The organism is Bradyrhizobium sp. USDA3010 (assembly GCF_056429065.1).
The window spans coordinates 104796-118629 of sequence record NZ_JBWJZD010000028.1 but is presented as its reverse complement, the minus strand read 5'-3'; the positions used below and the strand labels follow the sequence as shown (position 1 = coordinate 118629).

The following is a 13834-nucleotide window of genomic DNA, read 5'->3' as shown; positions in this document are numbered from 1 at the left end:
GTCGCGAAAAACCATCTTGGCCAGCGGTCCGACAAGCCGCATCAATAGGCCGGACATATGGATGCAAGCGATCCGATCAAACCTCACAAAGCTCTTGTGCCACGGGGGCCGTCCACATATGGGTCCCGGCTTTCGCCGGGACGACGTGGGGATAGAGCTGAGCTAGACCTTCCGCGTCTCGAGCTCGCGTCCGGTCTCCAGCATCAGCCGGCGCAGCCAGATCGAACCGGGATCCATCTGGGCCCGTGTCGGATAGAACATGTGCTGCTCGTCGATGCCGGGATCGAGCGGCGGCGTCACCGTCACCAGCGACAATTGTTTCGACAGCGCGGAGATCAGCCGGCGCGGCACGAAGGCGACGAGGTCGGTCCGCGCGGTGACGTGCAGCGCCTCGATATAGCCCGGCACTACCAGCGCGATCCGCCGCTGGATGCCCTTGGCGCGCAGCCAGGTGTCGATCAGATCCTCGTTGTGGCCGCGGATGATCACGGCGACATGCCGCGCGGCCAGGAACGCCTCGCGCTTCTTCAATTTGATGCCGGCGGGGTGACCGCGCCGCACTGCGAGCGCATCGATGTCGGTGTAGAGCCGCTGGCGGTGAAATCCCTTGAAGGAGTTGCCGATCGAGATCACGAGATCGATGGTGCGGGCGAAGTCGGGCGTGAAGATCGGGGAGCTCCGCCACGGCACCACGTCGATGGTGACGTTCGGCGCCAGCTGCGTCACCTTCTCCATCAGCCGCGGCATCAGCAGCTCGACCGCGAGGTCGGGCATCATCAGGCGGAAATGCCGCTCGCTGCGCGCTGGGTCGAAATCATCGGACACGAACAGCGTGCGCACCTGGTCGAGCGCCTGTGCCAGCGGTGAACGCAGCGCCTGCGCCCGCGGCGTCAGCTCCATTCGCGCGCCGTTGCGCACCAGCAGCGGATCGCCGATCAGGTCGCGCAGCCGCTGCAGCGCGTGGCTGGTCGCGGGCTGCGACAGATTGAGCCGCATCGCGGCGCGGCTGACATTGGCATCGCGCAGCAGGGCGTCAAGCGCGACCAGCAAATTGAGGTCAAGCGAATTCAAATTCATCAGGTGAATATATATCATACCACCTATCGATTGGAAGAATGCGCGTCGGCGCCGCATGATCCGCAGGCGAGGCGTTCTCAAGCGAAGCGAATGGCGCATCGCTTGGCGAAGTGCCTGAAAATCAGAGCCAATCCATCACAAGGAGACGCGCCATGAGCGCAGCCGACAACAAGAAACTAGTGCAGGAAATATTGGCGATCGCGGGTGATCCGGATCCCGCGGTGCGCGAGAAATCGCTGCTGGTGGCAAATCTCGCCGACGACGCGATCTGGACCGTGACCGGGCAATATTCCTGGTCGCGCACCTTTACCGGCAAGCAATCGATCATGAACGACCTGCACGGCCACGTCCGCTCCAGGCTGGTGGAGCGCGGCCGCACCGTCGCCCATCGCTTCATCGCCGACGGCGACATCGTCGCGGTCGAGGCCAAAGGCAACAACCTCACCAAGGAAGGCCAGCGCTACGACAACGATTACTGCCTGGTGTTTCGCTTCGACGGCGGCCGGATCAAGGAAATCCGGGAATATTGCGACTCGGTGCTGACCGAGAAGGCGCTCGGTCCGTTTCCGGCGGCCGCGGTTCGCGCGGCGGGTTGAGCCATTGCCTGCCGCATTCGCGGCGGCGTTGTTCTGGCTCAGGCAGTGGCGCGAGGACCGGCGCTCATGGCGGCAGCTAGCCGCGATGAGCGAGCGTGACTTGCAGGATATCGGCGTCTGCCGCGCCGACATCCGTCGTCGCCGCCGGGACGACGAGGGCAAGCCGTACTGGCCGCCGTAACGGGCGATCGAAAATAACAGGGTGGGCAACGCGTCAGCGCGCCCACCCTGCTTAGCGTCAAGGACGGCTTACGCCACCTTGGACTTGAGGTGGCCGAACATGATGTCGCGGGCCGCGTCGTCCATCTCCGCCTTGAAAGTGTGCTTGTCCTTCAGCGCGATGGCGCGGGCGGCAGCCGGCCGCGCCGAGATCTCGTCGACCAGACGCTTCACATTGGGATACTTCGCGTAGTTTTCCTCGCCGAGCACGAACGGCGCCATCCGCGCCCAGCCCCAGAACGCCATGTCGACGATCGTATAGCTGTCTCCGACCATGTAGCGGGACTTCGCCAGATGGTCGTCGAGGATCTTGTAGTGGCGGTTCGCCTCGTACTGGTAGCGGTTGTTGGCGTAGTCGAGGTCCTTCGGCGCGAAATGCTTGAAGTGCACCGCCTGGCCGGAGTACGGGCCGAGGCCGGTTGCGATGAACATCAGCCACGACAGCGTCGCGGCGCGGTTGGCCGGCGTGTTGGCGGGCAGGAACTTGCCGTGTTCCTCGGCGAGATAGAGCAGGATGGCGTTCGAGTCGAACACCAGCACGCCGTCATCGTCGATCGCCGGCACCTTGCCGTTCGGGTTGACCTTCAGGAAGTCCGGCGCGAATTGCTCGCCCTTGCGGGTGTCGATCGGGGTCGCCTCGAACGGCAGGCCGGACTCCTCCAGGAACAGTGCAACCTTGTTCGGGTTCGGCGCGCCATTGAAATAGAATTTGATCATGAAGGGACTCCCTTGGTTCTTGTGACCGGCGAGATCGGGACACGGCGGGAAAAAGCCGCAGCGTCCCTCATGCGCAAACTTCGCTGCGCGGCGCAAGCGACGAGTTTGTGAATCAGGGTCGCGTGGCGCGCTGGTCAGCTGCCCCAGAAGAAGCCCAGGATACCCGCGACGATCAGCGCAACGCCCGCGACGTCCAGCACGGCGGCGGAGCGGGTCGCAGCATGCAGGTTGGAGAGCTGCGTCGCGCGCTCGGAGCCGCGGGCATAGCCGTGGACGATGATCTCTTCATTGAACTCGCCATGCGCCTCGAGGGCGAGCGTCAGGCCGACGCAGACCAGCAGGATGCCGAAAATGATCAGGCCGAAGAATCCAAGCAGGCCGATCAGCAGCATCGGAAACATGCCGAGCAGGAAGACCGGCAACAGCGGCACCAGCAGCAAGGTCTCGGATTGTCTTCGCATCGGGCGACCAATCGAAACGGCAAGTGACGGAGGTCAATGTAGGCCCGCGGCCGCGGCGCAACAAGGCGGCCGGCGTTCAAGACGGCGTCATCGACCTCGTCATTCCCCGATGCGCAATTGCGCATCGGGGAATGACGAGAGTGGATGACTGGAATTGCGGCGGCGCTCAGCCCACCGCCATCTCGGAACGGATCTCGGCGCGCAGCTCGTCGATCAGCCGCAGGCCGGTCTTGGTCTCGACGTGCCAGAAGGTCCAGCCGTTGCAGGCGCCGGAGCCCTGCGCGACCGCGCCGATGCGGTGGATCGAGCCGACCTTGTCGCCGAGCATGATGGCGCCGTCGGCGCGCACCAGGGCGCCATGGCGCTTCTTGGCATCGACCAGCTTCGCGCCGGGGACGATCATGCCGCGTTCGATCAGTTCGGAGAATGCCACCCGCGGCGCCTCGCGCGCGGTCATGAACGGGGCCAAGGTCTCGGCCGGCAGCGGCTCGATCGCGGCGATGCGCGCTTCGGCGGCGGCGGCATAGGTCCGGTCGCGCTCGAAGCCGATATAGTTGCGGCCGAGCCTTTTGGCGACCGCGCCTGTCGTTCCGGTGCCGTTGAACGGATCGATCACGAGATCGCCGGGCTTCGACGACGACAGCAGCACGCGGGCGAGCAGCTGCTCGGGCTTCTGCGTCGGATGGACCTTCTTGCCGTCGTCGCCCTTGAGGCGTTCCTCGCCGGTGCACAGCGGGATCAGCCAGTCGGAGCGCGCCTGCACGTCCTCATTGGACGCCTTCAGCGCTTCGTAATTGAAGGTGTAGCCCTTGGCCTTCTCGTCGCGCGCGGCCCAGATCATGGTCTCGTGCGCGTTGGTGAAGCGGCGGCCGCGGAAGTTCGGCATCGGATTGGACTTGCGCCACACGATGTCGTTCAGGAGCCAGAAGCCGAGGTCCTGCATGATCGCGCCGACGCGGAAGATATTGTGATAGGAGCCGATCACCCACAGCGTTGCCGACGGCTTCATCACGCGGCGGCAGGCGAGCAGCCAGGCGCGGGTGAAATCGTCATAGGCAGCGAACGACGAGAACTTGTCCCAGTCGTCGTTGACGGCATCGACATGCGATTCGTCGGGGCGTTTGAGATCGCCCTTGAGCTGCAGATTGTAGGGAGGATCCGCGAAGACCAGGTCGACCGAGCCGGCCTGAAGCTTCGACAACTCGGCCACGCAATCGCCAATGACGATGTGGCTCGACGGGGCACTCTCAAATTTAGTGCGGGGCGCCCTTGCAGACGCCCCGCGACGCGACACTACCATGACTCAAGAACTCTGACTCAGGCGACGCTGTCGGCGACGCGGGACTAAACAACCGACTGGCGCCACATTGACCCGGCAAAGTAAAAATCGACTTAATTGGAAATGTTCATGCAAAAGATTGCAGCAGCTTTTGAACGGCGTGGCGCATTATCGTTTGCGTTGTGCTGCAACATCAGCGCGTTCGGCGAAAAATTTTGCGGATCATCAAACCGGCGCGATTCGGCCGGTAAATTGCCGCTGCTTGCAGCGGTTCGCACTGCAAAGGATGCGCGTCTAACGACTAGGCAATTTTTGCCGGGCAGGATATTGATTAACAGAATGGAAATTTTAGGTTGGTGTGTCCCGCATTGGGGCGCCGACTGGAATGAAGGGAAACCGCCATGCGCTATGATGATTTCCGCCGCAGCGACGATATCGAAGACCGTCGCGACGACAGCGGAGGCGGCGGTGGTGGTGGCGGCTTCGGGATTCCGATGGGCGGCGGTGGCGGGCTCGGCATCGGCACGGTCATCGTGCTCGGCCTGCTCGGCTATGCCTTCGGCATCGATCCGCGCATCCTGATCGGCGGCGCCGAGATTCTCACCGGCGGTGGCCAGGCGCCGACCTATCAGACCGATCGCCAGTCGTCGGGCGGGCAGGCCAAGCGCGGCGCGCCGACCGACGAGATGGGCAGCATGATCGCCGGCATCCTCGGCGAGATCGACGATCGCTGGAGCGAGATCTTCCAGGCCAGCGGCCAGACCTACACCGGTCCGAAGATCGTGCTGTTCCGCAACGCCACCAATGGTGGCCGCTGCGGCATGGCGCAGTCGGCGATGGGACCGTTCTACTGCCCGCCGGACAAGACCATCTTCCTCGACACCGGATTCTTCCGCGAGGTCGAGACGCGCTTCCGCGGCTGCTCGGGCAACGCCTGCAAATTCACCGCGGCCTATATCATCGCGCATGAGGCCGGCCATCACATCCAGAACCTGCTCGGCATCATCCCGCGGGTGAACCGGTTGCAGCAGCAGGCCGGCAGCAAGGCCGAGGCCAACGCGCTTCAGGTCAAGGTCGAGTTGCAGGCCGATTGTCTCTCCGGCGTCTGGGTTAACCGCGAGGAGAAGAAGCGGCCGGGCTTCCTCGAGGCCGGCGACATCGACGCCGCGCTGACCACGGCGAACGCGATCGGCGACGACACGCTGCAACGGCAGGCGACGGGCAGGGTGGTGCCCGACTCCTTCACCCACGGCTCCGCCGCGCAGCGCAAGCAATGGTTCATGACCGGCTACCAGCAGGGCACCGTGCAGGCCTGCAACACGTTCGGCGGCAACGGCTAGTCATTGTTGATTGATCGCCGGGTGTAGCCGCGATTTCGGTTCACCTCTCCCGCTTGCGGGGGAGGTCGCATCGCATCTTCAGATGCGATGCGAGTGGGGGTTCTCTCCTCGCAAAGGCTCCGACTCGCGGCGACACCCCCACCCCAACCCTCCCCCGCAAGCGGGAGAGGGAGCGAGAGAGCGAGAGAGCGAGAGAGCAAGCCATGTCGACCGACGAATCCAAGACCTTCATCCCGCTCAACATCGCGGTGCTGACGATTTCCGACACCCGCACGCTGGCGGATGACAAATCGGGCACCACGTTGGCCGACCGTCTCACCGCGGCCGGCCACAAGCTCGCGGCGCGCGAGATCGTCACCGACGATGTCGAGGCGATCCGCGCGGTGATCCGGCGCTGGATCACAGACCCGGGCGTCGATGCCGTCATCACCACCGGCGGCACCGGCTTTACCGGCCGCGACGTGACGCCGGAAGCGGTCGAGCCACTGTTCGAGAAGCGGATGGACGGCTTTTCGATCGCCTTCCATATGCTGAGCCATGCCAAGATCGGGGCATCGACGATCCAGAGCCGCGCCACCGCCGGTGTTGCGGGCGCGACCTTCATCTTCTGCCTGCCGGGCTCGCCCGGCGCCTGCCGCGACGGCTGGGACGGGATTCTGGCCGCGCAGCTCGACTACCGCACGCGGCCCTGCAATTTCGTCGAGATCATGCCGCGGCTCGACGAGCACCTGCGCCGCGCCAAGGCGAAGGGCGCGAGCGCGTGATGACCGTCGTTCCGGGGCGATGCGAAGCATCGAACCCGGAACCTCGAGATTCCGGGTTCATCGCTGCGCGATGCCCCGGAATGACGACAGGGAGGGGCCCTACAAGTCGAGCTCCCACGTCTCCCCGACCAGGTCCACGCCAAAGCTGTGGTGCTTCTCTTCCTTGACCCGCTGAAAGCCGGCACGCGCATAGATGCCGCGCGCGGCGACCAGGATGCTCTGGGTCCACAGCGTCATCTTCCTGTAGCCCATCTCGCGTGCGGAGCGGATGCATTGCTCGACCAGCGCGCGGCCGACGCCGAGCCCGCGCGCCTTCTCCTCCACCGCGAGCAGCCGCAGCTTGGCGACCCCGTCGCCGCCGTTGACCAGGAAGACCGAGCCGACCGGCTCGCCGTCGACCTCCGCGATCCAGCAATGCTCACGGGCCGGATCGAACGATCGCAGAAACTGCGCGCAGATCTCGGCCACTAATGCCTCGTAGCTGATGTCCCAACCGTATTCTTCGGCGTAGGCGCGTCCCTGTTGCGAGATCACCCAGCCCATGTCGCCGACGCGATGGCTGCGCAGCAGGAAGCCCACCGGCTTCTCGGCCGGCGGCTCCAGCGACTGCTCGATCGTGCTCATGGCACGCACCACGGCCGCACGGCGGTCGCCGTCCATCTGCTTCAGCAGCGCGCCAACCTCGCTGCGCGAGCGGTTGTCGAGGTCGGCGGCAGCGGTGCGGCCCTTGGCGGTGAGGGCCACCTCATTGACGCGCTTGTCGGCCTTTGACGGCTTGCGGGTCACGATCTGGCGGCGCTGCAGTGCCTGTAGCGTCCGGCTGACGAAGCCGGCATCGAGATCGAGATCGCGCACCAGGTCCGTCGCGGTGCAATCCGTGCGATGCGCGAGCTCGTAGATGATGCGCGCTTCCTGCAGCGTGAACGGGGAATGCAGCAGCTTCGGCTCGATGATGCCGAGCTTGCGGGTATAGAACCGGCTGAAGCCGCGGACCGCAGCGACCTGGCTATCGAGGGCGGTGTCATGGGAGTTTGATTTCATCAAACATATTATTTGACGGAATCAAATGATCTGCAAGCGCTTTCTCACCCGTTTTCTTCGCGCGAACCGGTGCCTGCTTCGTTGAATATGCCCTACGCCACCATGATCCGGCTGCGCAGCATGGTGCGCGAGGAGCGGCCGAGCCGGCGCAGCAGGCGCGCCTCGGAGCGGCGGGCGTCGGGCCGGTAGCCGCCGATCCGCTCGTAATGCTCGCGTGCGATCAGAAGGCCCTGCTCGGCCGAGGGGCCGGCGATCATCCGGGCGACGAATTTGAGGCCGTCGCGCAGCCCGGGATCGGTGTAGGGCGCGCGGGCGTAGCGGAAGATGCCGGCGCGGTCCTTGCCGCTCGCCGCCACCATCTGGATGAACTGGGTGGTCTCCTCGATCCAGCCGGCATCGAGCACCGCGCCGGGATGCAGGAACATCAGCCAGGGCGAACGCGCCTGCCTGGCGCCTGCCGCGAGCGCCGCGGCGCGCGTGCCCTCGAAACGCAGGAAGTGACAGCCGGCGATGTCGGCAACGCGCTCCATCACGTCGCTGTTGGTGCGGTCGACCAGCAGCACCTCGCGGATGACGCCGGCGGCCGCGCCCGGCACCAGCGCGGCCAGCGTTGCGACCGCCGTGCGCTCGACTCCGTCGGTGGGGATGATCACGCTCAGCATGATTTTGAGGCTTCGGTGGCTCAAACGGTGGAGAAACTCCGGCCGTGTTATCACCTTGTCATATTCAAAGCAGCCTGTTCGCCTGCAGATTTTTACGCCATCACTTTGTGGATCTTCTCGGTTTGCGTTCTTGATTTGTTCTCATGTTGTTGTTAGCTTCAAAGCATGAGCCGAGCATCCTCTCATGCCCTCAAGCACCCGCCGGTAACGGCGCCCTCCGATAACCCGGCGGGTGCACCTTCACCTGTTCCTGCCCCTTTTCCCGAGCTGGCCGTCGCGATCGAGCGCGAGCGGCGGCGCGGCCGCGGCGCGCAGTCCAATGCCACCGGCCGCTACGAGGCCGAAGCGCGGGTTGCCTTCGACGACGGCTGGCAGAGCCTCGATGACCTGCCGCCGTTCCAGACCACCGTGGCGCTCGACACCTCGCGCAAGGTAATCACCCGCAACGATTCGCCCGATATCGGTTTCGACCGCTCGATCAATCCCTATCGCGGCTGCGAGCATGGCTGCGTCTATTGCTTCGCGCGGCCGACCCACGCCTATCTCGGCCTGTCTCCGGGGCTCGACTTCGAATCGAAGCTGTTCGCCAAGCCGGACGCCCCCGCGCTGCTCGAGAAGGAGCTGGCGGCGCCCGACTACGAGGCGCGGATGATCGCGATCGGCACCAACACCGATCCCTATCAGCCGATCGAGCGCGAACGGAAGATCATGCGCGGCATCCTCGAGGTGCTGGAGCGCGCCGGCCATCCGGTCGGCATCGTCACCAAGTCGGCGCTGGTGACCCGCGACATCGACATCCTGGCGCGGATGGCCAAGCGCAATCTCGCCAAGGTCGCGCTCTCGGTGACGACGCTCGACCCGAAGCTCGCCCGCACCATGGAGCCGCGCGCCTCGACCCCGCCGAAGCGGCTCGAGGCGATCAAGCGGCTCGCTGATGCCGGCATACCGACCACGGTGATGGTCGCGCCCGTGATCCCGGCGCTGAACGATTCCGAGATCGAGCGCATCCTCGATGCCGCCGTGCATGCCGGCGCCAGGGAGGCGAGCTACGTGCTGCTGCGGCTGCCGCTCGAGGTGCGCGATCTGTTCCGCGAATGGCTGATGGCGAACTATCCCGACCGCTATCGGCATGTCTTCACGCTGATCCGCGACATGCGCGGCGGCCGCGACTACGACTCGCAATGGGGCACAAGGATGAAGGGCACCGGCCCGATGGCCTGGATGATCGGCCGCCGTTTCGAGATCGCCTGCGAAAAGCTCGGCCTCAACAAGCGGCGCACCAAGCTGACCACCGATCATTTCGCCAAGCCGAAGCGCAGCGGGCAGCAGCTGAGCTTGTTCTAGGTGGGAGTAGGAGACCCGTAGCCCGGATGAAGCCAACGGGTCGCGCGAACGCGCGCCCGATGACAGGCTCCGCGAAATCCGGGACCTGTGTCCGCGGTGAGACTTTCCCGGATTGCGCTTCGCTCCATCCGGGCTACGAAGAAGAAGTCAAAACAGTGAGTGCAGCCATGAGTAACGCCCCGACCGCACGCTTCACCGTCCTCACGCTCGGCGTCAACGACATGCGCGCCAGCATCGCCTTCTACGAATCGCTCGGCTTTGCCAGAAAGATGCGCGCGACCGGCGAGGAGGTCGCCTTCTTCGAGACCGGCGGCAGCGTGCTCGGGCTGTTCCCATGGCATCTGCTCGCCACCGACGCAGGGTTGCCGGATCAGCCGCGGCCTTCAGCGTTCCGCGGCGTTGCGATTGCCTGGAACTGCAACGACGATGCCGAGGTCGATCGCGTGATGGCATTCGCGCTGTCGAAAGGTGCCACATTGCTCAAGCCCGCGCAGCCGACCAGCTATGGCGGCTATTGCGGTTATTTCGGCGACCCCGACGGCCACGCCTGGGAAGTGGTGCGCGCGCCGGGCTTCGAGGTTCTCGATAGCGGGCGGGTGTCGATCCCGGATTAGGGCGAGCCGAACTGAATAACGGGGAAGGGCGCCGAGTTCCCGGTTGCGCCGGGGAGCCGGCTTGATCACCATCCCCGCATGATTCGGGATAACTCCAAACGCGCGTCAAAGACCGCATCGAGGAAGGCGCCGGCCAAATCAGCCGGGCCGGACAAGCGCGTCATCGCCGTGACGCGGCCGAGCTTCCGGCGCGAGCGCGCACTGATCAAGCGCGGCATCTGGCCGGTCGCCGGCTGCGACGAGGCCGGCCGCGGCCCGCTGGCAGGTCCCGTGGTCGCCGCCGCCGTGGTGCTGGATCCCGCTCGCGTTCCCAAGGGCCTCGATGATTCCAAGCGGCTGACCGCCGAGCGCCGCGAGGAACTGTTCGAGGAAATCTGCGCCACCGCAGCATTCTCGGTCGCGGTGGCCTCGCCGGCGCGAATCGACCGCGACAATATCCTGCGCGCCTCGCTGTGGGCCTTGGCGCGCGCCGTCCATGCGTTGCCGGAAATGCCGAAACACGTCTTCGTCGATGGCCGCGACAAGCTCGCCACGCCCTGCGACTGCGACGCCGTGATCGGCGGCGACGGCATCGTGGCCTCGATCGCGGCGGCCTCGATCATCGCCAAGGTGACGCGCGACCGCCTGATGTGCGCGCTGGCGCTGGATTGCCCCGGCTACGGTTTCGAGCAGCACAAGGGCTATGGCGTCCCCGAGCACCTCGAGGCGCTGGACCGGCTCGGCCCTAGCACCCATCACCGCAGCTTCTTCGCGCCGGTCGTCGCCGCGCGGCTGAAGCACTTCCCGGTCCCGGCCGAGCTTGACCTGTTCAAGGTGGACGCCGAAAGCGATGCCGCGGCATCGGCGGCGGCGTAGCGCGAACGCGCCGATCATCCTCACTCGTCATCCCCGCGCATGCGGGGATCCAGTATTCCAGAGACAGCTGCGTCTAAGCCCAGCCGCCGCGGCGTACTGGATGCCCCGCCTTCGCGGGGCATGACACCTGTGTTTGGCTTTGCACGGGTAGACCCATCGGCCCCGGTTGCCTCTCCCGCCGCCGCCCGTTATCAACTCCCCAGGGATCAGATGGCGCCGCTCCGTGCGGGTGGCTGGGGCATTTCAGGCGTTTCATGCGGTTTACCTCCCTGGTTGTCGAACTGATCCGCGCCCGGCCGCGCCTCGTGGTGTGGGTCGTGGTGCTGGTGCAGGCGGCGATCTGGCTGTTCCTGCCGCTGATCTTCTACGGCAGTCCGCCCGGCAATCTCGCCACCGTCCTCGCCTTCGGCCGCGAGTATCAGGTCGGCACCGACATGGGGCCGCCGCTTTCGTTCTGGCTCGCCGACATCGCCTTCCGTGCCGCCGGCAATCACGTGTTCGGCGTCTATCTGCTGGCGCAGGTCTGCGAGATCGCCACCCTCATCGCCTTCTACCAATTGGCGCGCGCCATCGTCGGCGGCCCGCAGGGCGTGCTGGCGGTGCTGCTGTCGATGACGGTCGTGGTGTTTTCCTCGCCGAGCGTCGAGTTCGGGCCGCTGATCCTGGCGCGTCCGCTGTGGGCGCTCCTGCTGCTGCATTCCTGGCAATTGATCGGGCAGGATCGGCGCGCCGCCTGGTTCGCCTGGTCGATCGATTGCGGCCTGCTGCTGCTGACGACGCCGGCGGCGCTCGGCATGATCCTGCTCGTGGTCGGCTTTGCGCTTGCAACCGAGCGCGGGCGCCGCACGCTGCGCGCGGTCGATCCGCTCTATGCGCTGCTGGTCATCATCGTGCTGGCGCTGCCCTATCTGATCTGGCTGGTCCGCGCCGACGTGCTGGCGCTGCCGACCTTGCCCGCGGCTGCCGATCTCAAGGCCCGCGCGCTGCGCTGGGGTGTCGTGCTCGGCGGGCTGATCGTGGCGACGGGTGCGATCGTGCTGCTGGCGATCCTCAATTCGCGCTGGTTCGCCCGCGACCGTGAGGATGCCCCGATCATCTACCGTCCGCCGGTCAGTCCGCTGGCGCAGCACTTCGTCTATTTCTTCGCGTTCGCGCCGGCGGTCGTGAGCAGCTTCGTCTCCGGGCTGTTCGATCTGGATCGCGCCTTCGGCGGCGCCGGCGTGGCGCTTCTGATGTCGGGCCTCGCGGTCGTCGTCGCGACCGGCGATCTGATCCATCTCAGGCGGCAGCGGCTGTTGCGCTCGGTGTGGGCCTTCGCTGTCGCTGCGCCCGCCGCGGCCGCGCTGGCGGCGGCGCTGTTCCTGCCCTGGACCAGCACCACCGAGGTGCCGATCTCGCTGCCGGCAGCCGCGATGGGACGTTTCTTCGACGACAGCTATGAACGCCGCACCAACCAGCGCCTGCGCGCGGTGGCGGGCGATCCCGAGCTCGCCAGCCTGATTGCGATGAACGGGCGCCGTCCGCATCTTTTGCTCGACGCCGCGCCGCAGCGGACGCCCTGGCTGTCGGTCGCAAAATTCAACGAGACCGGCGGCGTCGTGGTCTGGCGCGCGCAGGATACCGCCGGCACGCCGCCGCCCGAGCTCGCGCAGCGTTTCCCCGGCCTGGTGCCGGAAGTGCCGCGCTCGTTCGACCGGCTGGTCAACGGCCGGCAGCCGGTGCTGCGGATCGGCTGGGCGATCGTGCGGCCGAAGGGGTAGGGATCCGTAGGGTGTGTTAGCCGAAGGCGTGACCCATCATTCTTTCCGCGATGAACGAAGTCGGTGGGTTACGCTTCGCTAACCCACCCTACGAGGCTACGAAGCCGTGGCAGCTTGCAGCACCTTCGCGATCGCGCGCAGATCCTGCCACGACAACCGCTTGTAGGACGGTGAGCGCAGCAGATAGGCTGGATGGAAGGTGGCGACGGCGCGGATCGTGCGCGTGCCGGTGTCGTAATCGATCCATTTGCCGCGCGTGCGCATGATGCCCTCGCGCGTGCCGAGCAGCGCCTGCGTCGAGGGATTGCCGAGCGTCACCAGCACGTCGGGATTCACCAGTTCGATATGGCGCTGGATGAAGGGCAGGCACACCTGCGTCTCCTGCGGCGTCGGCGTGCGGTTGCCCGGCGGCCGCCACGGGATGACGTTGGCGATATACGCCTTGCTGCGATCGAGCCCGATCGCCGCGATCATGCGGTCGAGCAGCTTGCCGGAGCGGCCGACGAACGGCAGTCCCTCGATGTCCTCGTCGCGGCCCGGCGCCTCGCCGACGAACATCACGCGCGCCTGCGGATTGCCATCGGCAAACACCAGCCGGGTCGCGGTGTGCTTCAGCGCGCAGCCGTCGAATGTCTCCATCAGCGTACGCAAGGCTTCAAGCGTCGGCGCGGTGCGTGCGGCCTCGCGCGCGGAGGCGATTGCGGCGTCCGGCGCGATGGTGATTTCGCTGCGCGGAACGGCGGGCATCGGCGGTGGCCGCAGCGGATTGAGTGCAACCGATGGACGCGGCGCGGCGGGGGCGGGAACTGGCTCGGGCTCTTCCAGCCGGTTGATCGGCTCGTCGCCAAGCGCGCAATCGACCCCGGCCTCGAGGTAAAAGGCCAGCAATTGCTGCAGTGTAGGGGTGGGCTCGGGCGTCAGGGCCATGATGGCTGCAATCTAGAGCATGATCCGGAAAAGTGTGAAGCGGTTTTCCGAAAAGATCATGCTTAAACAAGGAGCTAAAGCGTGATGATCCTTCATCGCGCTTTAGAGCATGGAGGAGAAAAGTGGAGGCTCGATTTCGGAAAAGATTATTCTCTTCGGTATCCGGGCCGTGCAAAGC

15 protein-coding genes are annotated in these 13834 nt (G+C 65.8%); 8 read left to right on the top strand and 7 right to left on the bottom strand.

The genetic code is table 11. The features are described 5' to 3' along the window. Positions 1-162 precede the first annotated feature (162 nt). Positions 163-1077, bottom strand: coding sequence for a LysR family transcriptional regulator (locus AC066Y_RS32320; protein ID WP_092124564.1), 915 nt, complete (start codon positions 1075-1077; stop codon positions 163-165). A 152-nt stretch (positions 1078-1229) separates the two neighbouring features. Here AC066Y_RS32320 and AC066Y_RS32315 point away from each other — a divergent pair, with 152 nt between their 5' ends. Next, entirely contained in the window at positions 1230-1673 is a 444-nt protein-coding gene (locus AC066Y_RS32315; RefSeq protein WP_478277404.1) for a nuclear transport factor 2 family protein, read from the top strand. A gap of 4 nt (positions 1674-1677) precedes the next feature. Continuing rightward, positions 1678-1854, top strand: a complete 177-nt coding sequence (locus tag AC066Y_RS32310; RefSeq protein WP_478277403.1) for a DUF1127 domain-containing protein — start codon at positions 1678-1680, stop codon at positions 1852-1854. Between the two features lie 68 nt (positions 1855-1922). On the opposite strand, the gene AC066Y_RS32305 is transcribed toward AC066Y_RS32310, so the two are convergent. From AC066Y_RS32305 to AC066Y_RS32295, 3 genes are all read right to left on the bottom strand, one after another. Beyond that, positions 1923-2609, bottom strand: a complete 687-nt coding sequence (locus AC066Y_RS32305; RefSeq protein ID WP_478277402.1) for a glutathione S-transferase family protein — start codon at positions 2607-2609, stop codon at positions 1923-1925. Between the two features lie 134 nt (positions 2610-2743). Further along, positions 2744-3070 carry a hypothetical protein gene (locus AC066Y_RS32300; RefSeq protein WP_176533139.1) on the bottom strand — a complete coding sequence of 109 codons (327 nt, stop codon included), beginning with the start codon at positions 3068-3070 and terminating at the stop codon, positions 2744-2746. Positions 3071-3236: 166 nt separating this feature from the next. Next, complete coding sequence (locus AC066Y_RS32295; RefSeq protein WP_173641249.1) at positions 3237-4370, bottom strand: site-specific DNA-methyltransferase; 1134 nt, start codon at positions 4368-4370, stop codon at positions 3237-3239. A 380-nt stretch (positions 4371-4750) separates the two neighbouring features. Here AC066Y_RS32295 and ypfJ point away from each other — a divergent pair, with 380 nt between their 5' ends. After that, the gene (gene ypfJ, locus AC066Y_RS32290) at positions 4751-5689 is read left to right on the top strand and encodes a KPN_02809 family neutral zinc metallopeptidase (protein WP_478277401.1); all 939 of its coding nucleotides are present in this window, start codon (positions 4751-4753) and stop codon (positions 5687-5689) included. A gap of 203 nt (positions 5690-5892) precedes the next feature. Then, the gene (gene moaB / locus AC066Y_RS32285) at positions 5893-6453 is read left to right on the top strand and encodes a molybdenum cofactor biosynthesis protein B (protein ID WP_478277400.1); all 561 of its coding nucleotides are present in this window, start codon (positions 5893-5895) and stop codon (positions 6451-6453) included. A 99-nt stretch (positions 6454-6552) separates the two neighbouring features. Here the strand turns inward: moaB and AC066Y_RS32280 are convergent, their stop codons facing one another. Then, positions 6553-7494, bottom strand: coding sequence for a bifunctional helix-turn-helix transcriptional regulator/GNAT family N-acetyltransferase (locus AC066Y_RS32280; RefSeq protein ID WP_478277399.1), 942 nt, complete (start codon positions 7492-7494; stop codon positions 6553-6555). A gap of 92 nt (positions 7495-7586) precedes the next feature. After that, positions 7587-8156, bottom strand: coding sequence for a glycosyltransferase family protein (locus AC066Y_RS32275; protein WP_173641253.1), 570 nt, complete (start codon positions 8154-8156; stop codon positions 7587-7589). A gap of 165 nt (positions 8157-8321) precedes the next feature. Here AC066Y_RS32275 and AC066Y_RS32270 point away from each other — a divergent pair, with 165 nt between their 5' ends. From AC066Y_RS32270 to AC066Y_RS32255, 4 genes are all read left to right on the top strand, one after another. Continuing rightward, a complete protein-coding gene (locus AC066Y_RS32270; protein ID WP_478277398.1) occupies positions 8322-9500 on the top strand; it encodes a PA0069 family radical SAM protein in 1179 nt (392 codons plus the stop codon). Between the two features lie 167 nt (positions 9501-9667). After that, on the top strand, positions 9668-10114 hold the full coding sequence (locus tag AC066Y_RS32265; protein WP_478277397.1) for a VOC family protein: 447 nt from the start codon (positions 9668-9670) through the stop codon (positions 10112-10114). Positions 10115-10192: 78 nt separating this feature from the next. Continuing rightward, the gene (locus tag AC066Y_RS32260) at positions 10193-10969 is read left to right on the top strand and encodes a ribonuclease HII (protein WP_478277396.1); all 777 of its coding nucleotides are present in this window, start codon (positions 10193-10195) and stop codon (positions 10967-10969) included. Between the two features lie 254 nt (positions 10970-11223). Then, entirely contained in the window at positions 11224-12729 is a 1506-nt protein-coding gene (locus tag AC066Y_RS32255; RefSeq protein WP_478277395.1) for a glycosyltransferase family 39 protein, read from the top strand. A gap of 96 nt (positions 12730-12825) precedes the next feature. Here AC066Y_RS32255 and AC066Y_RS32250 read toward each other — a convergent pair whose 3' ends face one another. Then, positions 12826-13650 carry a uracil-DNA glycosylase gene (locus AC066Y_RS32250; protein WP_478277407.1) on the bottom strand — a complete coding sequence of 275 codons (825 nt, stop codon included), beginning with the start codon at positions 13648-13650 and terminating at the stop codon, positions 12826-12828. Between the last annotated feature and the right edge of the window lie 184 nt (positions 13651-13834).

Excerpts from the sequence above, each read along its gene's own strand:
- AC066Y_RS32320 (WP_092124564.1), bottom strand. The coding sequence starts at position 1,077 with ATGAATTTGAATTCGCTTGACCTCAATTTGCTGGTCGCGCTTGACGCC.
- AC066Y_RS32315 (WP_478277404.1), top strand. The coding sequence starts at position 1,230 with ATGAGCGCAGCCGACAACAAGAAACTAGTGCAGGAAATATTGGCGATC.
- AC066Y_RS32305 (WP_478277402.1), bottom strand. The coding sequence starts at position 2,609 with ATGATCAAATTCTATTTCAATGGCGCGCCGAACCCGAACAAGGTTGCA.
- AC066Y_RS32300 (WP_176533139.1), bottom strand. The coding sequence starts at position 3,070 with ATGCGAAGACAATCCGAGACCTTGCTGCTGGTGCCGCTGTTGCCGGTC.
- AC066Y_RS32295 (WP_173641249.1), bottom strand. The coding sequence starts at position 4,370 with ATGGTAGTGTCGCGTCGCGGGGCGTCTGCAAGGGCGCCCCGCACTAAA.
- ypfJ (WP_478277401.1), top strand. The coding sequence starts at position 4,751 with ATGCGCTATGATGATTTCCGCCGCAGCGACGATATCGAAGACCGTCGC.
- moaB (WP_478277400.1), top strand. The coding sequence starts at position 5,893 with ATGTCGACCGACGAATCCAAGACCTTCATCCCGCTCAACATCGCGGTG.
- AC066Y_RS32280 (WP_478277399.1), bottom strand. The coding sequence starts at position 7,494 with ATGAAATCAAACTCCCATGACACCGCCCTCGATAGCCAGGTCGCTGCG.
- AC066Y_RS32275 (WP_173641253.1), bottom strand. The coding sequence starts at position 8,156 with ATGCTGAGCGTGATCATCCCCACCGACGGAGTCGAGCGCACGGCGGTC.
- AC066Y_RS32270 (WP_478277398.1), top strand. The coding sequence starts at position 8,322 with ATGAGCCGAGCATCCTCTCATGCCCTCAAGCACCCGCCGGTAACGGCG.
- AC066Y_RS32265 (WP_478277397.1), top strand. The coding sequence starts at position 9,668 with ATGAGTAACGCCCCGACCGCACGCTTCACCGTCCTCACGCTCGGCGTC.
- AC066Y_RS32260 (WP_478277396.1), top strand. The coding sequence starts at position 10,193 with ATGATTCGGGATAACTCCAAACGCGCGTCAAAGACCGCATCGAGGAAG.
- AC066Y_RS32255 (WP_478277395.1), top strand. The coding sequence starts at position 11,224 with ATGCGGTTTACCTCCCTGGTTGTCGAACTGATCCGCGCCCGGCCGCGC.